This is a genomic window from Nonomuraea sp. CA-141351, from assembly GCF_050944675.1.
Taxonomy (GTDB): domain Bacteria; phylum Actinomycetota; class Actinomycetes; order Streptosporangiales; family Streptosporangiaceae; genus Nonomuraea.
Map to the genome: position 1 here is coordinate 5,391,219 of NZ_CP191982.1, position 18,865 is coordinate 5,410,083.

Sequence of the window (18,865 nt, forward strand, 5' to 3'; positions counted from 1 at the left end):
AGGGCGAGCGCTTCAGCATCGAATCTGCTCCCTTGTACGGCCATGGCCCAGGCCATGGTGATCGGATGTCCGTGACGATCACATAGGTGATCTCACACGCAAATGGTGGCAGCGACGGGAAAAGCGCCGATAGTGTCCCTGTAACCACGCGGGTATGCATTTTGCACAGGCAGCGGGGGGATCTGAGTGCGAGGGACCGCTGACGAACTCCCGCTGCGGCTCGCTCGCGGCATGCTGTGGGCGTCGTTCGGCATCCTGGTCTACCTCCGTACGGTGAGCGGGTTGTGGCGCGACGTCGCCCCGCTCGCGTTGCTGCTCACGACGGCGTCGTACCCGCCGCTGGTCGCGATCCTGGGGCGGCGCCGGCGCCCGAGCGTCCGGCATGGGCTTCTGTCGGCGCTGGTGGTGCTCTACTTCCTGCCCTTCCTCGTGGCCGGACCGGAGTGGGACTGGATGCCGTGGACGGTGGCCGCCGGCGTGCTCTGCGTGCTCCCGCCGCGGCTGGCCTGGCCGCTGTTCGCCCTTCTCCTGGCCGCCACCGGCACGACCGCCGCCCTGCTCGGGTACGGGGTCTACGATTCGATCTGGTTCATGATCGTCACTGCCGACGACGCTCTCATCGTGTTCAGCCTGGCCGCGCTCGTCGGGACGGCGCGGCGGCTGCACGACACCCGGGGGGAGCTGGCCCGGCTGGCTCTGGTCAGGGAACGCCTGCGGCTGGACGGCGAGCTGCGCGACGCCCTGGGCGGCAACCTTCAGGCGATCGCCTTCCGCATGCGGAAAGCAGCCCGGCAAGAGCCGGTGAACGCCCGGCCTGACATCCGCGAGGGCGTCGAGCTCGCCCGGCGGACCTTGGCAGAGGTGCGGGCGACTGCCGGCGCCTACCGTGCCAACACGATCGCCGAGCCTCCGGCGCGAATCGAGTCGCCGCGGCTGGCTCGGTTCGTCATGCTCGCGGTGCTGCTCATCCAGTGCGTGCTCGTGATGATCAACCTGTACTACTGGGAGCACATCGGCCCGCCGACGCTGACCTGGGCATTGCTCGGGCTCGCCGGGATCGTGATCCTGCAGGTGATGCCGCAGACCCGTGCCACGTTCGTCGTGCAGGGCGTGCTGTTCCTGCTTCCCCTCGCGTTCATCCCCGGCTCCTGGGACCGCGTGCTGAGCTTCTTCACCGGCAAGGTGCTGCTCACCGTGCGCCCGCCTCGATCGTGGGCGATCGCCGGTGTCGTCCTGGCCGGGCATCTGGCATGGCTCCTGTACGACGCCACCACGGCCGGGGGTTCCACCCTCAACGCGCTCGCCAACTTCGGCGGTCATGTCATGCTCGCGTGGCTGGTGTACAGCCTGGGGCGCCTCACCGGGCTGGTCGGCGTACTGGACCGGGCCCGGCATGAGCTCGCCCAGGCCGCGGTACGGCGAGAACGGACCCGGGTCGCGCGCGACCTGCACGACGTCCTCGGTTTCAGCCTGTCGGCTGTCGCTCTCAAGGGCGAGCTGGCCGATCGTCTGCTGGACACGGACCCCGACCGGGCCAGGACCGAGCTCGCCTCGCTCTTGCCGCTGGTCGAACAGGCCCTGGCAGAGCTGCGGTCCATCGCCGGCGACCGGGTCGAGTTGCGGCTGACGGCCGAGCTGGACGCGGCGCGTGAGGTGCTGAAGGCCGCCGGGATCGAGGCGGTGGCAAAGGTCGAGACAGGCCCGATGCCGGCCGAGGCCGACACGGCGGTGGCCACCGCGCTCCGCGAGACCATCACCAACGTCCTGCGGCACAGCCAGGCCCGGACGTGTGAGATCACCGTCTCCGGCACCGAAGAGGTCGTACGGTTGCGCGTGGTCAACGACGGCGCCATGTCCGTCGCCCGAGCCGGATCCTCCACGCCGGGGCGGCACGGATCCGGGCTCCGCAGCCTCGCGCAGCGCACCGGCGGGCGCTTGACGGCGGTGCGTCACCCCGGTGGCAGGTTCGAGGTGGTCGCCGAGTTCAGGTCAGATCCACCCAGCCTCGGTGGCGATCCGGATGGCGTCCACCCGGTTGCGGGCTCCCAGCTTAGTGACTGCTGAAGTGAGGTAGTTACGGACCGTGCCGTAGGTCAGGAAGAGCCGCTCGGCGATCTCGGCGGGCTGGGCCCCGCTCGCCGAAAGGCGCAACACCTCGGTCTCCCGCTGGGTGAGCGGGCTGTCCGGCGCCTCCAACGCCACCAAGACCAGGGCCGGGTCCACCACCCGCCCGCCCGCGGCGACGGCCCTGATCGCCGCGGCCAGCTCGGCCGGGCGGATGTCTTTCGGGACGAATCCGGCGACCTGCGCGCCGAGCGCCCTGCGCAGGGTGCCCGGCTTGGTCAACGCTGTCAGGATGAGGACGCGGCATTCGGGCAGCAGGTCGTGCAGTTCGGCTGCCGCTGAGATGCCATCCAGTCCCGGCAGATCGATGTCGATCACGGCCACGTCGGGCCGGTGCTCCAGCGCGGCGGGCACGATCTCCAGACCTGAGGCGACTCCTGCCGCCACCGTGATGTCGTCCTCGAGTGACAGCAACTCGACCAGCGCTTCGCGAAGGATGTGCATGTCCTCCGCGATCAGAATCCGAATCACGCCATTCCCGATCACGACCACTCGAACCCACCCGCGAACGCCCACAACGCCTGACCCGCCTGCGGGATGCGGCGGAGGACGTCACATACACGCGAACGGACATTTTATAGCGATCTACCTGCTCTGAACTCTCGACGACGACTCCGCGCGGGCAGTTCCTCATCATCGCCCCGCAACTGATCTGACCCCGGGCGAGCGCCTGACCGAAAACCGTCGCGGACATTACGTAAGGTTGCCATTCGATCGCGCACCGTTACTATTGCTTAGGTCGGGTCCCGCCCCTTCCCCCGATCATGGAGTCCCGCATGGAGCGAACGGTTCTGGCCGCCGTCACCGAACGTCCCGACGCCGATTCGGCACTCGCCGAGCAGATCCGCCGCGTGTGCGCGGCGATGGACGAGCTCGGGCTCCAGGTGCGCTGGACCCACCGGGCCGAGGACGCCCTGGCGGTGGTCGGGTCGGACGCGTCGCTGGCGGCGGTGCTGGCGGCGTGGGACGCGCCGGGGGCCGAGGACCTGCTGGGCGCGGTGTCCAAGCGGTTCCGTGGCCTGCCCGTCTTCCTGATGACGCAGGAGCAGGAGCTCCCGCTGTGGGTGTACGAGGTCATCCAGGGCTACGTCTTCCCGCTGGAGGACACCCCGCAGTTCATCGCCGGGCGCATCGCCTACGCGGCCGACCAGTACGCCGAGAAGATCCTTCCGCCGTTCTTCGGCGCGCTGCGGCGCCTTCAGGATCACCATCGCTACTCCTGGCACACGCCGGCGCACGCCGGGGGCGTGGCGTTCCTCAAGTCGCCGGTGGGGCGGGCCTTCTTCGACTTCTACGGTGAGCGGCTGCTGCGCACCGATCTGTCCATCTCCGTCACCGAGCTGGGGTCGCCGCTCGATCACACCGGCCCGATCGGAGAGGCCGAACGCAACGCCGCCCGCGTCTTCGGCGCCGACCGCACGTTCTTCGTGGTCAACGGCAACTCCACCGCCAACCGCATCGTCGGTCACCACGCGATCGCCCGCGACGACACCGTCCTGGTGGACCGCAACTGCCACAAGTCGGTCCAGCACGCGCTGGCCATCAGTGGCGCCCGCCCGGTCTACCTCGTGCCCGAGCGCAACGGGCTCGGCCTGGCGGGCCCGATCCCGCCCGCCGCGCTGGAGGCGGACGCGGTCCGTGAGCGCGTGGCCGCCCACCCTCTCGCCGCCGGAGGGCCAACGTACGCGGTGATCACGAATTCCACGTACGACGGGGTGTGCTACGACGCGGTGCGGGTCGGCGAGCTGCTGGGCGCCAGCGTGCCGCGGCTGCACTTCGACGAGGCGTGGTTCGCCTACGCCCGGTTCAACCCGCTCTACGCCGGCCGCTACGGCATGGCGATCGGCGAGCGCACGCTGCCCGGCCCGGGCCGCCCCACCGTGTTCGCCACCCAGTCGACGCACAAGCTGCTGGCCGCGCTGTCGCAGGCGGCGATGCTCCACGTACGCCCCGCGGAGCGGGCGCCGGTCGACTACGACGCGTTCAACGAGACCTACCTCATGCACGCCTCCACGTCGCCGCTCTACCCGATGATCGCCTCGCTGGACGTCGCGGCGGCGATGATGGACGGCCCGTCGGGGCCGTTCCTCACCGGGGAGGCGATCGTCGAGGCGGTCCGGTTCCGGCAGGCGATGGTACGGCTGGCCGACCGCATCCGCGAGGACGGCCTGCGGCCCGGCTGGTTCTTCGGCGTCTGGCAGCCTCCCACGATCACCGAACCGCGCACCGGCAAGACCATCCCCTTCGCCGACGCCGACCCGGCGCTGCTGTGCGCCGAGCCCCGCTGCTGGACTCTGGAGGCCGGGGCCGCGTGGCACGGGTTCGACGGGATGTCCGAGGGCTACTGCCTGCTCGACCCGGTCAAGGTGACGATCACCTGCCCGGGCGCCGACGCCGCCGCGGGCACGCTCGAGTGGGGCATCCCGGCCCGCGTCGTGGCCGCCTACCTGCAGCGGCGCGGCATCGTGGTGGAGAAGACCGGCGACCACACGTTGCTGGTGCTGTTCTCCATGGGGATCACCAAGGGCAAGTGGGGCACGCTGATCGACGCGCTCACCGACTTCAAGAAGGCCTACGACGACGATCTGCCCCTGGCGGAGGTGCTGCCGGGCTTCGGGCCGCCCGCGATCTCGCTGCAGAAGTTCTGCACCCTGGTCCACGAGAAACTACGTGACTCCGAGCTCGGGAAGCTGCTCGACCAGGTCTTCACCACCCTGCCCGAGCCGGTGTCGACTCCCGCCGACTGCTACCAGGCCATGATCCGGGCCCGCACCGAGCGTGTCCCGCTGGCCGACCTGCCGGGCCGGGTCGCCGCGGCCACGGTGGTGGTCACCCCGCCCGGCATCCCCATGCTGATGCCCGGCGAGGCGACCGGCCCGGCCGACGGCCCGCTGCTGACATACCTGCGGGCTCTGGAGGACTTCGACCGGGCCTTCCCCGACCTGGCCACTGACATCCACGGCGCCCACCGTGACGGCGACGGCCGCTACCGGGTGGAGGTCGTCAAGGACTGAGCCCGGCGTCCATGTGCCGCCTCTCGCGTTCGCCGAATGGCGGGGTACGGTCACGCCGGACGTGTCCTGACTGTGGACAGGGCAGTCCACCGTGGATCGGCGGGAGGCGGTCCCCGCGCGCAACGCCCGGCAGCGCACGTTGCCGATTGGGACGCGTGCCACGTTGCCGATTCGGACGTTTTCAGACCGGAATCGTCATGGCATTCTCGCCTCAGGAAACCTGTCATTAACAATCCGGACGCGCCGATCTGAGGCACTGGCCCCCTGACGCGCGGGACAGGTCACGTCTGGCGTACTCCGCGCACGCCCTTCACGCAGTTGGGGTGATTCACCATGCCCGCAGCCGGGGGTCTTCCCCTCGCCGGTCTCCGTGTCATCGACCTGGCCGACGGCAAGGCCGAGATGTGCGGCCGGTTCCTCGCCGACCTCGGAGCCGACGTCATCCGCGTCGAGCCGCCCAGGGGCGCGGCGACCCGGCGGCGGGAGCCGCTGCACGACGGTGTGAGCCTCTACTTCGCCACCCACAACGCCGGCAAACGCGGAGTCACGCTGGACCTGCACGACCCCGCCGACCGCGACCGGCTCCTGGGCCTCGCCGCCGGGGCCGACTTCCTCATCGAGACCGAACGGCCCGGCACCCTCGACGGGCTCGGACTCGGTGCGGACGCGCTGCTCGCCCGCAACCCCGCCCTCGTGGTCATCTCGATCACCGACTTCGGCCAGAGCGGCCCGTACCGGGACTGGATCGGCTCCGACTGGACGCACCTGGCGCTCGGCGGTGTGCTGTCGCGTTCCGGCATCCCGGGCCGCGGGCCGGTCGTGCCGCCCGGCTCGCTGGCGTACGAGTCGGCGGCCGTCCAGGCGGCGTGGGCCGGCCTGCTGGCGTACGTGAACCGGCTCGAGACCGGGCGTGGCGACCACGTGGACTGCTCGGTGTACGAGATGACCGCCCAGGCCCTGGACCCGGGCTTCGGCATCGGCGGTTCGGCGACCGGCGGCGTGCCGGCCACGAAACTGCCGCGCGGCCGTCCCGACGCAGGCAACCTCTATCCGATCTTCCCGTGCGTCGACGGATACGTGCGGATCTGCGTGCTGGCCAAGCGGCAGTGGCGGGGGATGTTCGGCTGGCTGGGCGAGCCCGAGGAGTTCGCCGACCCCAAATACGACACCCTCGCGGGCCGGTACGGCGCCACCGAGCGGCTGCACGCCCTGATCGGCGACCTGTTCAAGGACAGGACCAGGGACGAGCTCGTCGCCCAGGGCCAGGAGCGCGGCGTGCCGATCGCGGCGCTGCTCGAGCCCGGCGAGGTGCTCACCAGCCCCCACTTCCTCGCGCGAGGAGGACTGCTCGACGCCGAGATCGCCCCCGGGCTGACCGGCCGCGTGCCGTCCGGGTACGTCGAGCTGAACGGCGTACGGGCCGGATTCCGGCGCCGGGCCCCCGAGGTGGGCGAGCACAACGACGAGGTCTTCGCCGAGCCGGCTCCCGCCGTGCCCGCGACGCCGGACGCCGCTTCCCGGCGGCGGCCCCTGGAGGGGCTGAGGGTGCTGGACCTCGGGGTCATCGTGGTCGGCGCCGAGCTCGGCCGGCTGCTCGCCGACCAGGGCGCCGAAGTCATCAAGATCGAGAGCCGGGCCTACCCGGACGGCAGCCGGCAGTCGCTGACCGGCGAGACCATCAGCGCCGGCTTCGCCTGGGGACACCGCAACAAGCTCAGCGCCGGAATCAACCTCCGCTCGCCCGAGGGTCTGGAGATCTTCAAGCGGCTCGCCGCCGAATCCGACGTGATCCTGTCCAACTTCAAGCCCGGCACCTTGGAGTCGCTGGGGCTCGGCTACGACGTCATCAGCGAGCTGAACCCGCGCATCATCATGGCCGACAGCAGCGCCCTGGGCTCGACCGGGCCATGGAGCCGGCGCATGGGCTACGGCCCCCTCGTGCGCGCCTCCACCGGGCTGACCGGGCTCTGGCGTGACACCGGCGTCGAGGCCGGGTTCTGTGACGCGATCACCATCTACCCGGATCACATCGCCGCGCGGGTCGGCGCCGTCGCCGTGCTGGCCACGCTGATCCGGCGGCGGCGTACCGGGACGGGCGGCACGGTCAGCGTCTCCCAGGCCGAGACCATCCTCACCCAGCTGTCCACGAGCTTCCTGCGCGAGTCGCTGGAGCCCGGCACGTTCACCGCCCACGGCAACACGGGGGAATGGGACGCGCCGCAGGGCGTCTACCCGTGCGCGGGCGACGACGAGTGGTGTGTGGTGAGCGTCGAGGGCGACGAGCAGTGGCAGAGCCTGTGCGGCGCCATCGGCCGGGCCGACCTGCTCGCCGACGCCCGGCTGGCCACCGCCGCGGGCCGCCGCGCGCACCGCGAGATCGTCGACGCCGCCGTGACCGTGTGGACGGCGGCCACGCCGCCTCGCGAGGCCATGGAACGCCTCCAAGCGGCCGGCGTGCCGGCCGGGACGATGCAGCGCGTCATCGAGTACCTCGACGACCCCCAGCTCACCGCGCGCGGATTCCTGCGCGAGATGCGCCACCCGTACATCGAGCACCCCATGCGGACCGAGAACGGCCCGGCGACCTTCCACGGGGCGGCCGACCCGGAGCTGCGCCCGGCGCCCCTGGCGGGGGAGCACACCCGGTTGGTGGCGACGAAGCTGCTCGGCCTTGCCGAGCCGGAGATCCAGGCGCTCATCGAGGCGGGCGTGCTGGAAGAACCATCTGAAGGAGTTGACCATGGGTGAGCCCGCCGCGCTCGTCGAGCGCCGCGACCACGTCATGTTGATCATGTTGAACCGTCCCGAGGTACGCAACGCGGTGAACGCGGAGCTGACCCGCGCCGTCGGCGAGGCCCTGGACGAGGCCGACGCGGACACCGCGATCCGGGCCGTGGTCCTGACCGGGGCCGGGGACAAGGCGTTCTGCGCCGGCGCCGACCTCAAGGCGGTGGCCCGCGGGGAGTTCTCCACCGAGGGCTTCAAGCCGCACTGGGGCTTCGCCGGGTGCGTGACGCATCCGATCGCCAAGCCGGTCGTCGCCGCAGTCAACGGCTTCGCCCTCGGCGGCGGCACCGAGATCGCCCTGTGGGCCGACCTGGTGGTGGCCGCCGAGACGGCCCGGTTCGGGCTGCCGGAGGTGAAGCGCGGCATCATCGCGGGCGCGGGCGGCGCGTTCCGGCTGGCCGCGCAGCTGCCGGCCAAGGTGGCCATGGAGATCCTGCTGACCGGCGAGCCCGTGACGGCGGCCGAGGCCCTGCGGCTCGGCCTGGTCAACCGGGTCGTGCCACAGGACCAGGTGGTCCCCGCCGCGCTCGCCCTGGCCGAGGCGGTCAGCGCCAACGCGCCGCTCGCGGTGCAGGCCAGCAAGCGGATCGCGCGCGGGATCTCGGACGGCACGATCCCCTCGGAGCGGGCCGCGTGGGAGCGGACCGCCGCCGAGGGCGCCGCGATCATGCGATCGGCGGACGCGAAGGAGGGGCCGCGCGCCTTCGCCGAGAAGCGCGCCCCCGTGTGGGAGGGCCGATGACCATGGCAACTGACAGGGCACCCGTCATCGCCGGTCTCGGCATCACCGAGATGGGCAAGGTCTACGGCCGCACCGCTCCCGAGTTCGCCGCGGACGCCGTACGGCTCGCCGTCTCCGACGCGGGGCTGGAGCTGCACGAGGTGGACGGCCTGCTCACCAACACCGGCATCACCGGCGACGTCGGCCTGGGCCTGCAGCGCGATCTCGGACTGCGCCACCTGCGCCTGCTGTCGGAGGTGCAGGCGTACGGCTCGTCGGCCGGGGCCATGGTCCAGTACGCCGCCATGGCCGTGGCCTCCGGCATGGCCGACGTCGTGGCCTGCGTCTTCGCCGACGCGCCGCTGAAGGACAAGTCGACGGGAGGCGGCGCGGCCTACGCCGGCGCGGGTCGCAGGCTCACCGGCTGGCAGGGCCTGACCGCCGCCTCGGGGATCTACAGCGCCAACACCATGTACGCGCTGGCCGCCCGCAGGCACATGCAGACGTACGGCACCACGAGCGAGCAACTCGGCCACATAGCCGTCGCCCAGCGCGCCTGGGCGGCCAGAAACCCCCTGGCCCAGATGCGCGACCCGATCACCCTCGAGGACCACCAGAGCTCCCGGTGGATCGCCGAGCCGTTCCACCTGCTCGACTGCTGCCTGGTCAGCAACGGCGGTGTCGCGGTCGTCGTCACCTCCGCCGACCGGGCCGCCGACCTCGCCCAGCCCGCCGTGCACATCCTCGGCTGGGGGCAGGCGCACCCCGGGTACGTCATGGGCAGAGACAGCGAGTTCGGCCTGGTCAGCGGTGCCGCCCTGTCAGGCCCGACGGCGCTGAAGATGGCCGGGGTGACGATCGCCGACATCGACGTGGCCGAGCTGTACGACTGCTACACCTACACCGCGCTCATCTCGCTGGAGGACTACGGCTTCTGCGCCAAGGGCGAGGGCGGCCCCTTCGTCGCCGGCGGCGTGCTCGGACCGGAGGGGAGCCTGGCCGTCAATACCGGCGGCGGCCAGCTCTCCTCCTACTACATGTGGGGCATGACGCCGCTGTCGGAGGCCGTCATCCAGGCCCGCGGCCAGGGCGGCGAGCGCCAGGCTCCCCGCAACGACCTCGTGCTGGTCAGCGGCAACGGCGGCCTGCTCGACCACCACTCCACCCTCGTCCTCAGCCCGCACGCGCGATAGGAGCATGCCGATGCCCGTGGGAATCGTCCACCGCGACGCGGCCACCGCCGAGTTCTTCGACGGCACCGCGCGCGGCGAACTGCTGATCCGGCGCTGCGGCCAGTGCGGCGCCTTCGCGGCGCCGCAGGCGCGCACCTGCCCGGGCTGTGCGTCCCCGGAGCCGTCCTGGACGCCTGCCGCCGGGACGGGGCTGGTGGTGAGCTGGTCGGTGGTGCACACCAAGGGCGCGCCGCCCATGGTGGTCGCGATCGTCGAGCTGGACGAGGGGCCGTGGCTCCAGGCCCAGATCATCGGCGCCGCGCCCGAGGACGTGTACGGCGGCATGCCGGTACGTGTCGCCTTCGAGCGCCCCGAAGGGGGTGAGGCGATCCCGGTGTTCCACCCCGCCAACGGCTGATTACGCTGGGCGGGGTGGACATCCAGCAGCTCAGATACTTCGTGGCCGTGGCCGAGGAGCTCCACTTCGGCCGTGCCGCCGGGCGGCTGCACGTGACGTCCTCCCCGCTCAGCCGCCGCATCCGCGAGCTGGAGAAGGAGCTGGGCGCCGACCTGTTCGACCGCCGTTACCACCAAGTGGAGCTGACGCCGTTCGGGCGGACGTTCCTCGGCCCCGTCCGTGATGTCCTGGCCCGCTTCGACGCGCTGCCCGAGCTGGCCGCCGGAGCCGCCGCGGCGCCGGCGGTCGTGCGGGTGGGGGCCACCCCGCTCGCCCCCACCCAGGTCCTGGACCTGGTCCTGGAGACGTTCGAGAAGATCGCCCCGGGGGTCGAGCTGCCGGTGACCCTGGAGCCGTCGGCGGGGCTGCTCGGTCTGCTGGCCGCCCGCAAGCTGGACATCGCCGTGGCGCACCTGCCCGTGGACGACCCGGGACTCGCCAGTCTCGCGCTCGCGGAGTACCGCTTCGCCGTCGTCATGCGTGCCGACGACCCGCTCGCCGGACGCTCCGAGCTCACGGTGGGTGACCTCGCCGACCGGGAGATGTTGCTCACCTCGCACAAAGTGCACCCCCTGGTGATGAACGGGCTCCGCGATCACCTGCGCGAGGGCGGCATCACCCGGATCCGCGAGCTGCCGCACAACGACGTGGTCCAGATCGCGGCGCACATCACCCACTCGCGCGCCCTGTCGCTGGCCACCCTCAGCACCATCTCGGGCCGCGTCTTCGGCGAGGTCGGCCTCGTCCTCGTGCCGCTGCACGACCCGGAGCTCCATTTCCAGCTCGGCGTCGTCTGGCACGCGCGCGAGGAAGCGAAGGGCGGCCCGATCGCGGAGGTTCTCGCCGCTCTCCGCGAGCGTCGTGGTGACTCTCTCATCATCCTCTGAGCCGGTTGTCAGAGGCCGGCAGGAGGAGGGTAGATCGCCGTGGCGGCCGTGAGGACGAACCCGGTGACCTCCTCGATGTAGCGCGCGCTTCCCGCGGTCATCTTCGGCCGCAGGTCTTCCGGCGTGGCCAGCACGTGGTTCAGGACTCCGCCGAGGAGGGTGTCGAGGATGAGGGAGGAGGAGGCGTGCTCGCCCAGCTCTCCGCGGGCGATGGCGCGGCGGATGACCGCCCGGGCGTTCAGCACCCTGGAGCGGCGGATCGTGGCGGACAGGTCGGCGAAGAGCTCCGGGTAGGCGCGCGCCTCCACGTGCAGCCGCAGCCCGGCCAGCCCATGCGGGCCGAGGTAGTGGTCCATCATGGCGCGAGCCAGCTCGCGGAGATCGTCCCGCAGGTTGCCGGTGTCGATGGTCAGGGCGGGCGTCGCCAGTTCCCACTCCAGCGCGTCCATGACCAGCTTCTCCCGGCTGGGCCAGCGCCGGTAGATGGCGGCCTTGCCGATCCCGGCCCGCCGCGCGACCGCGTCGAGCGTGAACTTGGCCCAGCCGAGCTCGGCGTAGAGCTCGATGGCCGCCTGCAGCGCCTTGCGGCCGACCTCCGCGTCGCGGGGGCGACCGGGTCCGGCTGTCCTGATCGCGGGTACGGACACGGGTTACCTCCTGGAGGAAACAGTAGTGGCCTTCACGGTGTCCCCACCCGAGGCGAGGCGGCCGCACGGCAGTTGCGAGCCGAGATCGTCAGCGGTGTGCCGCGTCACGGCGAGGTCATCAAGGACGCCGACATAGCCTCGAGGCTCAACCTCCCCCGTTCGCGAGGAGATCGCCCAGCTCGTCACCGAAGGGCTGATCGAGGCGATGCCCAGCCGGGTGCGCAGGGCCGCCCCGGTCACCCGCGAGAGCGCGATCGAGGTGATCGGCGTGATGGGCGTGCTCGGCGGCGCCGCCCTGGAGCGGGCGATGCCCCGCGCTGACGCCCGACCTGCTGGCGCGCACCAGCGCTTCTGGCTGATCTTCGTCGCCGTGAAGGAGCACCTGGCCGACGGGGTGATCCTCGGCGGTCAGGCGGAGAGCACGAATCCCGCGTAGCCGTCCGCCGTGACCTGGTCGCATTTCTGCCGGTAGGCGCCGACGCCGCCGACGTACGGCATGAACACCCGGGGCTTGCCCGGGATGTTGGCGCCCAGATACCAGGAGTTCGCCCGCATGTAGAGAGTGCGGCCGGCGACCTCGTTGACATGGTCCACCCAGGCGTCCTCGGCCAGCGGGTCGGCGTCGATGGTGGCGATGCCGCCGGCCCGCAGCCGTTCCAGGCAATCGGCGATCCAGTCCACGTGCTGCTCGATGGAGACGATCATGTTGCTGAGCACCGACGGGCTGCCTGGGCCGGTGATGGTGAACATGTTGGGGAAGCCCGCCGTCATCAGCCCCAGGTACGTACGTGGCCCGGCCTCCCACTTGCGCCGCAGCGACAGGCCGCCCTTGCCGGTGATGTCGATGCCGAGCAGCGGACCGGTCATGGCGTCGTAGCCGGTGGCGTACACGATCATGTCGGCGGCGTACTCCGCGTCGGCGGTGCGCACGCCGGTCGGAGTGATCTCCTCGATCGGCGCGTCGCGCACGTCGACCAGGGTCACGTCGGGGCGGTTGTAGGTGGCGTAGTAGCCGGTGTCGATGCAGATCCGCTTGCTGCCGATGGGATGGTCCTTGGGCGCCAGCAGCTCGGCCACCTGCGGATCCGCGACGATCTCGCGGATCTTCTCGCGGACGAACTCGGCACTGATCTCGTTGGCCTCGGGATTGATCGCGATGTCGCCATAGGCGCCGAGGAACGCCGTGCCGCCCTTGGCCCAGCGGGTCTCGAATTCCCGCAGCCGATCCTCCTCCGTCGCCTCCAGCGCCGATGCCGTGTTGGAGCTGGACATGACGCCCGCGGTGGAGGTGCGCATGGCGGCACGGATCTCGGCGTAGTTGGCCTTCACCCACTGCGCGTACTCCGGGTCCATGGGCCTGTTCCAGGCGGGCAGGCTGTAGTTGGCGGTGCGCTGGAACACCGTCACGTGCTCCGCCTGCGCGGCGATCACCGGGATGGCCTGGATTCCGGAGGAGCCGGTGCCGATGACGGCGACCCGCTGTCCGGCGAAGTCCACGCCCTCGTGCGGCCATCGCCCGGTGTGGTAGCTGGGCCCCTGGAAGGATCCGACGCCGGGCAAGCCGGGTATCCGGGCCGCCGACAGGCAGCCCACCGCGGTGATGAGGTACGTCGCCGACACGTGGTCGCCGCGGTCGGTCTCCACACGCCACAGGTTCGCGGTCCCGTCGTAGCCGGCGCGGGTCACCCGGGTCTCGAATTGGATGTCCCCGCGCAGGTCGAAGCGGTCGGCGACGTGATTGGCGTAACGCAGGATCTCCGGCTGGGACGGGTAGCGCTCGCTCCACTCCCACTCCTGCTGGAGATCCTCGTCGAAGGAGTAGGAGTACTCCATGCTCTCGACGTCGCAGCGGGCGCCCGGGTAGCGGTTCCAGTACCAGGTGCCGCCGACGCCGTCGCCGGTCTCGAAGACGCGGACGGCCAGGCCCAGGCCGCGCAGCCGGTGCAGCATGTACATGCCGGCGAAGCCCGCGCCGACGACGACGGCGTCGTAATTCATCGCAGGCTCCCGTCGATCGCCTCGACGACCATGGCGAGCGCCGCCGCACTGCCGGGCAGCACGTTCACCATCGTGAAGAAGGCGTGCATCTGGCCCTCGAACCGCTTGAACCGCACCGGGACGCCGGCCTGGCGCAGCCGCTCGGCGTAGGCCTCGCCCTCGTCCCGCAGCACGTCGTGCTCAGCGGTCAGCACGACGGCCGGCGGCAGGCCCGACAGGTCCTGGGCCCGCAGCGGAGAGGCGTCCGCGTTCGCCCGCGCGGCCGGGTCGGGTGCGTAGTGGTCCCAGAACCACACCATGCTGTCGCGGCTCAGCATGAGCTGGTTGGCGGGGTCGGTGTAGGAGGCGTTGTCCAGGTCGTGGTCGGTCACCGGGTAGATGAGGACCTGCAGCGCGATGGCGGGGCCGCCCTCGTCGCGGCTGCGCTGGGCCACGACGGCCGACAGGTTGCCGCCCGCGCTGTCCCCGGCCACGATGACCGGCAGGCCCCGCCCCGGTCCCTTCGCGGCCCAGCACAGCGCGTCGTAGGCGTCCCGGGCCGCGACGGGGTAGCGGTGCTCGGGGGCGAGCCGGTAGTCGACGAGGACGACGGTGCAGCTCGTCCGGTGCGCCAGCATCCTTCCCAGGGTGTCGAACTCGTCGATGGCGCCGACGACCCAGCCGCCGCCGTGGTAGTACACGATCACCGCCCGCGGGTCCTCCACCGGGATCAGGACGCGTGCCCCGAACGATCCTCCGTCCGCCGCCTCGATCACGGCTTCTTCCACGCGGGCCATCTCCGGGCCCTTGCCGTACAGGTCGCCCAGCGCGCCGCCCATGGCGCGCGCCTCCTCGGGCGTCATCTCGTGCAGCGGCTTGCCGCCTGCCTCACTCATCTGCTTGAGGAACTGAGTCGTCGCGTCGTCAAGAGACATGGAAGGTCACCTCACCGGGGGCGTGGAGTGATCTGCGTCACTGTCCTCAACCTAAAATGCGGAATGCATCGGGTCAACGGACGATAATCGTCCGGTTCGGCGTCCTCAGGAGAGCAGCCCCGACAGCTCGCGCAGGCGTGCGGCGCAGTCGTCGACGAGCTGCCTGGCGATGTCCGCGGCCGGGCGCAGCTGCTGGAAGGAGCCGACGACCTGGCCGATGAAGAACGACTCCAGGCGCAGGGCCCCCTCGTTGCCCTCCTTCGCGGCGGCGTCGATGCGTGCCCACGCGTCGTTGACCAGCATCGGCTGCAGCGGCATGGGCAGGGCTCCCGGGCTGTCCTGCCGCTCCCACTCCTCGTGCCAGGCGCTGCGGAGCTGGCGGGCCGGCTTGCCGGTACGCGTGGGGGAGCGGACCGTGTCACCGCTGTTCGCGGCCAGGAATTTCGTCTTGACGGGCAGCGGGGTGATGTCCTCGTGGCTGTTGAGCCAGACCGACCCGCACCAGACCCCGGCGGCGCCCAGGGCGAGCGCGGCGGCCATCTGCCGCCCGGAGGCGATGCCGCCCGCGGCCAGCACCGGCACGTCGCCGGCGATGTTCACGATCTCCGGCGTGAAGATCATCGTGGCGATCGTCCCCGTGTGCCCGCCTGCCTCCGTGCCCTGGGCGATGAGCAGCTCGACTCCCGCCTCCAGCTGGCGCCGGGCGTGTTTGGCCGAGCCGACCAGTGCCGCCACGACCACGCCCGCGCGCTTGCCCCGCTCCACCAGGAACGGCGGCGGGGTGCCGAGCGCGTTGGCCACCAGCGAGATCTTGTGGCTGAACGCCACGTCGAGCAGCTCCTCGATCCCCTGAGGGTTGATGGCGGCCGACAGCTCGTCCGCGGACGCGTCCTCCGTGGTCTTCCGCTCGGGAATGCCGTACTTGTCCATGAGTCCCGCCACGAACGCGTGATGCTCCTCGGGAATCTGCGCGCGCAGGCTCGCGATGAGGTCGGCGGCGTCGCCCTTGGCGGTCTTGGCCGGCACCAGCACGTCCACGCCGTACGGCTTGCCTCCCACCTGCCTGTCGATCCAGGTGAGCTGGGCGTCCAGTTCCTCCGGCGTGTACGCGGTGGCGGCCAGGACGCCGAACCCGCCCGCGTTGGTGACGGCCGCCACCACGGCAGGGGACCGGTTGAACCCCACGAGCGGCTCGGCCACTCCCAGCATGTCGGTCAGTGCGGTACGCATGGCTGCTCCTTCATGAAATCTGAACGGAAGTCGTCCGTAATGAGTGCAGGCTATACTGACGGCAACCGTTCAGCAATAGGAGGTAGGCCCGATGGCAACCACTGCGGGCAGGCGTCGCGACCCCGAGGTCGATCGCAAGGTCACCGGCGCCGCCATCGCGCTCTACGGCGAATGCGGCTGGGCGGGCTTCAGCATCGAGGCGGTGGCGCGGGCGTCTGGAGCCGGCAAGGCGTCGATCTACCTGCGCTGGCCGAGCCGCGAGGCGCTGCTGCTGGACGCGCTGACCTCGCGCATCGCGCCGATCACCGAAGTCGACACCGGCAACGTCCGTGACGATCTGCTCGGCCTCGCCCGGCAAATGCTCGATCTCTACCTCGGCGACGCGGGCCGCGCGGCCCTGCGCATGGGCCTGGAGGCGGAGGGCATCCCGGCCGTCGACGGGCCCTGGCAGGCGTTGCGTGCCTCGCAGTCCTCCGCCGCTCGCGCCCTGGTCAGGCGGGCGATCGACCGTGGCGAGCTGCCCCCGGAGACTCCGGTGACGATGCTGCTCGACCTGCTGTGCGGCGGCGCCATGATGCACGTCATGGCCACGCCGGCCGGCCTGCGTGAGCGGCTCGCGGCGGACCCCGGCGAGTTCGCGAACCGCTTGGTGGGCTTCCTGCTCGCCGCCGTGAACCGCTGACCCGCACTCCTGCATTGCGGAACGCTTACCGTCTGATTTAAGTTTAAGAGACGGATACCGTTCAGCAATTGGGAGTCGTCGTGATCAAGACTGTTGCCGTGAGCGATCAGGAGGCCGCCGCGTTCGCCGAAGCCGTGCGCGGTGTGCTGGCCCGCACATGGCCGGATGCCCGCGCCGCGAACGCCGGTGGGCTCGGCGAGGTGTGGCCGGCCGCGGCCGCCCAGGGCTGGTTCGAGCTCGGCACCGAGGGCGCGCTGGCCCCTGCTTTCGCGGCGGTGCGCGAGCTCGGCCGGGTGGCCTGTCCCTTGCCCCTGCTGGACGCCTATCTCGCCACTCGGCTGTTCCAGCACGACGAGCGGGTGCTGGAGGCGATCACCAGCGGGCGGATGCGCGTCGTCGCCGCGATTCCGGGCGACGACGGCCGGGCGCGGCACCTGGACGCCGCCGCCGAGGCGACCCACCTGCTGGCGATCCCGTGTGGGGGCGGTTCCGTGACGCTGAGCCCCCTGACCGAGGTGCGAGCCACTCCTGGGCTGGCCGCCCCTGACTGGTCGGACGCCGCTCCGGGGGAGACGGAAGCGCACGTGGACGTCTCGGCCGAGGACGCCGACGAGGCGATCGTGCTGCTCCGCCTGCAGCTCGCGGTGCGTGCCCTGGCCGCCGCCGGCCGCGCGCACGAGCTGGCCGTCGAGCACGCCACGCAGCGCCGTCAGTTCGGCAAGGTCATCGGCTCCTTCGGCGCGGTCCAGCAGCGCGTCGCCGCCTGTCAGATCGATGTGAGCGCGGGCGGCCTGCTGACGGATGACGCCATCCGCGCCTTCGAACTGGGTGGCGACGACCGCCTGCTCGCCGCCGAGATCGCCGCGGAGCACGCTCGCGCGGCGGCGCCTCGCGTCCAGCTCGGCGCCCACCACACGCTGGCCGCCATCGGCTACTTCGAGGAACACGAGGCCCCGTGGCTGTTCCGCCGCGTACACGGTGATGTGACGCGGCTGCAGACCTTCGCGCGGGCGGCGGGCGACGTCGCGGACGTGCTGGTCGAGGGGGATGACACGCTGCCCGCAGCGGATGCGGGGGAGCCCGCGGAGGTGTTCCGCGCCCAGGTCAGGCAGCTGTTCGCGGGACGTTCCAGCACGATCGGGATGGCCGTCGACAAGGACCTGGTCAGCGAGATCGCCGAACGCGGCTGGCTCGGCATGGCCTGGCCACCGGAGGCCGGAGGGCGCGGCGCGTCCCTCGCCGAGGAGGTCATCCTGAACGAGGAGGCCGCCTACCACCGCGCCCCCGTGAGCAAGGCGCTGGGCGCCGTGATGCTGCTCGGCAACTCCATACTCAAGCACGGCACCCAAGCGCAGAAGGACACCTTCCTCCCGCTCATCCGCCGTGGCGAGGTGGACTTCTGCCTCGGCTACAGCGAGCCCGAGGCAGGCTCTGACCTGGCCTCCCTTCGCACAGGCGCGGTACGCGACGGCGACGACTGGGTGATCAACGGGCAGAAGCTCTGGACCACCGGCGGCCACACCGCCAACTGGGTGTGGCTGGCCACCCGCACCGACTCCGGCGCCCAGCCCCGGCACGCCGGGATCACCGTCTTCCTGATCCCGATGGACACCCCCGGCATCACCGTCCAGCAGCACCGCGCGCTGTCCGGCGAGATCTCCTGCACGGTCTTCTACGACGACGTACGCGTCCCCGACAGCATGCGCGTCGGCGAGGTCAACGGCGGTTGGAAGGTCATCACCGACGCCCTGGCAGGAGAGCGCATCACCATGGGCAACATCGCCGCCGCCCTGCACCGGCAGCTCGACGACCTGCTGGCCATCGTCCGCGCCGCTCCCGAGAGCGTCGGGCCACGAGGCTCGGCCCGCCGCGCCCGCCTGCGGGATCTCGCGGTCGGCGTGCAGGCCAACCGTGCCCTGGTCGCCTCGGCCATCAAGGCCGGCGGCGACTCACGCCTGCACGCGCCGATGGCCGCGGTCATGGGGGGCGAGCTGGCCGAGGAGTTCGGCGAGGCGGTGCTCGACATCCTCGGCCCGCGGGCCGCCCTGTCGGCCGAGGTCCCCGGGGTGCCAGGTGAAGGCGCCTTCGAGTACGGCCTGCGCCTGTCGGTGATGTACGTCGTAGGCGGCGGCACGAACGACATCCAGCGCGGCCTGATCGCCCGCGGCGTCGGCCTGCCACGCTGACTCCTGCCTGTCCGCACTGCCTTGAAAGCCTGGCTTCGCGCATACC

Annotated in this window: 15 protein-coding genes; 10 read left to right on the top strand and 5 right to left on the bottom strand. The window is 71.3% G+C overall.

Translation table 11 applies throughout. The features are described from left to right. Positions 1-186: 186 nt before the first annotated feature. Positions 187-2,064 carry a sensor histidine kinase gene (locus ACQPWU_RS25425; protein ID WP_433444216.1) on the top strand — a complete coding sequence of 626 codons (1,878 nt, stop codon included), beginning with the start codon at positions 187-189 and terminating at the stop codon, positions 2,062-2,064. Here the strand turns inward: ACQPWU_RS25425 and ACQPWU_RS25430 are convergent. Then, positions 1,990-2,595, bottom strand: coding sequence for a response regulator transcription factor (locus tag ACQPWU_RS25430; RefSeq protein ID WP_433444217.1), 606 nt, complete (start codon positions 2,593-2,595; stop codon positions 1,990-1,992). The genes ACQPWU_RS25425 and ACQPWU_RS25430 overlap by 75 nt on opposite strands. Positions 2,596-2,900: 305 nt before the next feature. Between ACQPWU_RS25430 and ACQPWU_RS25435 the strand changes: the two genes are divergently transcribed. The 6 genes from ACQPWU_RS25435 to ACQPWU_RS25460 all read left to right on the top strand — a co-directional run bounded on the left by ACQPWU_RS25435 (position 2,901) and on the right by ACQPWU_RS25460 (position 11,162). Further along, positions 2,901-5,138, top strand: a complete 2,238-nt coding sequence (locus tag ACQPWU_RS25435; protein ID WP_433444218.1) for an Orn/Lys/Arg decarboxylase N-terminal domain-containing protein — start codon at positions 2,901-2,903, stop codon at positions 5,136-5,138. A 333-nt stretch (positions 5,139-5,471) separates the two neighbouring features. Continuing rightward, positions 5,472-7,886 carry a CaiB/BaiF CoA transferase family protein gene (locus tag ACQPWU_RS25440; RefSeq protein ID WP_433444219.1) on the top strand — a complete coding sequence of 805 codons (2,415 nt, stop codon included), beginning with the start codon at positions 5,472-5,474 and terminating at the stop codon, positions 7,884-7,886. Beyond that, complete coding sequence (locus ACQPWU_RS25445; RefSeq protein WP_433444220.1) at positions 7,879-8,667, top strand: crotonase/enoyl-CoA hydratase family protein; 789 nt, start codon at positions 7,879-7,881, stop codon at positions 8,665-8,667. The genes ACQPWU_RS25440 and ACQPWU_RS25445 overlap by 8 nt, the downstream gene beginning before the upstream one ends. Further along, complete coding sequence (locus tag ACQPWU_RS25450) at positions 8,664-9,839, top strand: thiolase family protein (RefSeq protein WP_433444221.1); 1,176 nt, start codon at positions 8,664-8,666, stop codon at positions 9,837-9,839. Before ACQPWU_RS25445 ends, ACQPWU_RS25450 begins: the two co-directional genes overlap by 4 nt. A 10-nt stretch (positions 9,840-9,849) precedes the next feature. Beyond that, positions 9,850-10,236 (top strand): Zn-ribbon domain-containing OB-fold protein, encoded by a 387-nt coding sequence (locus ACQPWU_RS25455; RefSeq protein WP_433444222.1) that lies wholly within the window; start codon positions 9,850-9,852, stop codon positions 10,234-10,236. 14 nt (positions 10,237-10,250) lie between these two features. Then, complete coding sequence (locus ACQPWU_RS25460; RefSeq protein ID WP_433444223.1) at positions 10,251-11,162, top strand: LysR family transcriptional regulator; 912 nt, start codon at positions 10,251-10,253, stop codon at positions 11,160-11,162. A gap of 8 nt (positions 11,163-11,170) precedes the next feature. Here ACQPWU_RS25460 and ACQPWU_RS25465 read toward each other — a convergent pair whose 3' ends face one another. Beyond that, positions 11,171-11,809, bottom strand: a complete 639-nt coding sequence (locus ACQPWU_RS25465) for a TetR/AcrR family transcriptional regulator (RefSeq protein ID WP_433444224.1) — start codon at positions 11,807-11,809, stop codon at positions 11,171-11,173. A gap of 205 nt (positions 11,810-12,014) precedes the next feature. Between ACQPWU_RS25465 and ACQPWU_RS25470 the strand changes: the two genes are divergently transcribed. Then, positions 12,015-12,245 (top strand): hypothetical protein, encoded by a 231-nt coding sequence (locus ACQPWU_RS25470; protein WP_433444225.1) that lies wholly within the window; start codon positions 12,015-12,017, stop codon positions 12,243-12,245. On the opposite strand, the gene ACQPWU_RS25475 is transcribed toward ACQPWU_RS25470, so the two are convergent. The 3 genes from ACQPWU_RS25475 to ACQPWU_RS25485 all read right to left on the bottom strand — a co-directional run bounded on the left by ACQPWU_RS25475 (position 12,218) and on the right by ACQPWU_RS25485 (position 15,951). Beyond that, complete coding sequence (locus tag ACQPWU_RS25475; protein ID WP_433444226.1) at positions 12,218-13,807, bottom strand: flavin-containing monooxygenase; 1,590 nt, start codon at positions 13,805-13,807, stop codon at positions 12,218-12,220. The two genes, ACQPWU_RS25470 and ACQPWU_RS25475, sit on opposite strands and share 28 nt — an antisense overlap. Then, entirely contained in the window at positions 13,804-14,721 is a 918-nt protein-coding gene (locus ACQPWU_RS25480) for an alpha/beta hydrolase (RefSeq protein ID WP_433444227.1), read from the bottom strand. The genes ACQPWU_RS25475 and ACQPWU_RS25480 overlap by 4 nt, the downstream gene beginning before the upstream one ends. Before the next feature lie 105 nt (positions 14,722-14,826). Beyond that, entirely contained in the window at positions 14,827-15,951 is a 1,125-nt protein-coding gene (locus tag ACQPWU_RS25485) for an NAD(P)H-dependent flavin oxidoreductase (protein ID WP_433444228.1), read from the bottom strand. 91 nt (positions 15,952-16,042) lie between these two features. Between ACQPWU_RS25485 and ACQPWU_RS25490 the strand changes: the two genes are divergently transcribed. Together ACQPWU_RS25490 and ACQPWU_RS25495 are read left to right on the top strand one after the other, a co-directional pair. Next, positions 16,043-16,633 carry a TetR/AcrR family transcriptional regulator gene (locus ACQPWU_RS25490; RefSeq protein ID WP_433444229.1) on the top strand — a complete coding sequence of 197 codons (591 nt, stop codon included), beginning with the start codon at positions 16,043-16,045 and terminating at the stop codon, positions 16,631-16,633. A gap of 80 nt (positions 16,634-16,713) precedes the next feature. After that, positions 16,714-18,819, top strand: coding sequence for an acyl-CoA dehydrogenase family protein (locus ACQPWU_RS25495; protein WP_433444230.1), 2,106 nt, complete (start codon positions 16,714-16,716; stop codon positions 18,817-18,819). The last annotated feature ends 46 nt before the right edge of the window (positions 18,820-18,865 follow it).

Bases quoted from the DNA above. Each gene is read 5' to 3' on its own strand.
- ACQPWU_RS25435 (WP_433444218.1), top strand. From the start codon at position 2,901: ATGGAGCGAACGGTTCTGGCCGCCGTCACCGAACGTCCCGACGCCGAT.
- ACQPWU_RS25440 (WP_433444219.1), top strand. From the start codon at position 5,472: ATGCCCGCAGCCGGGGGTCTTCCCCTCGCCGGTCTCCGTGTCATCGAC.
- ACQPWU_RS25445 (WP_433444220.1), top strand. From the start codon at position 7,879: ATGGGTGAGCCCGCCGCGCTCGTCGAGCGCCGCGACCACGTCATGTTG.
- ACQPWU_RS25450 (WP_433444221.1), top strand. From the start codon at position 8,664: ATGACCATGGCAACTGACAGGGCACCCGTCATCGCCGGTCTCGGCATC.
- ACQPWU_RS25455 (WP_433444222.1), top strand. From the start codon at position 9,850: ATGCCCGTGGGAATCGTCCACCGCGACGCGGCCACCGCCGAGTTCTTC.
- ACQPWU_RS25470 (WP_433444225.1), top strand. From the start codon at position 12,015: ATGCCCAGCCGGGTGCGCAGGGCCGCCCCGGTCACCCGCGAGAGCGCG.
- ACQPWU_RS25475 (WP_433444226.1), bottom strand. From the start codon at position 13,807: ATGAATTACGACGCCGTCGTCGTCGGCGCGGGCTTCGCCGGCATGTAC.
- ACQPWU_RS25480 (WP_433444227.1), bottom strand. From the start codon at position 14,721: ATGTCTCTTGACGACGCGACGACTCAGTTCCTCAAGCAGATGAGTGAG.
- ACQPWU_RS25485 (WP_433444228.1), bottom strand. From the start codon at position 15,951: ATGCGTACCGCACTGACCGACATGCTGGGAGTGGCCGAGCCGCTCGTG.
- ACQPWU_RS25490 (WP_433444229.1), top strand. From the start codon at position 16,043: ATGGCAACCACTGCGGGCAGGCGTCGCGACCCCGAGGTCGATCGCAAG.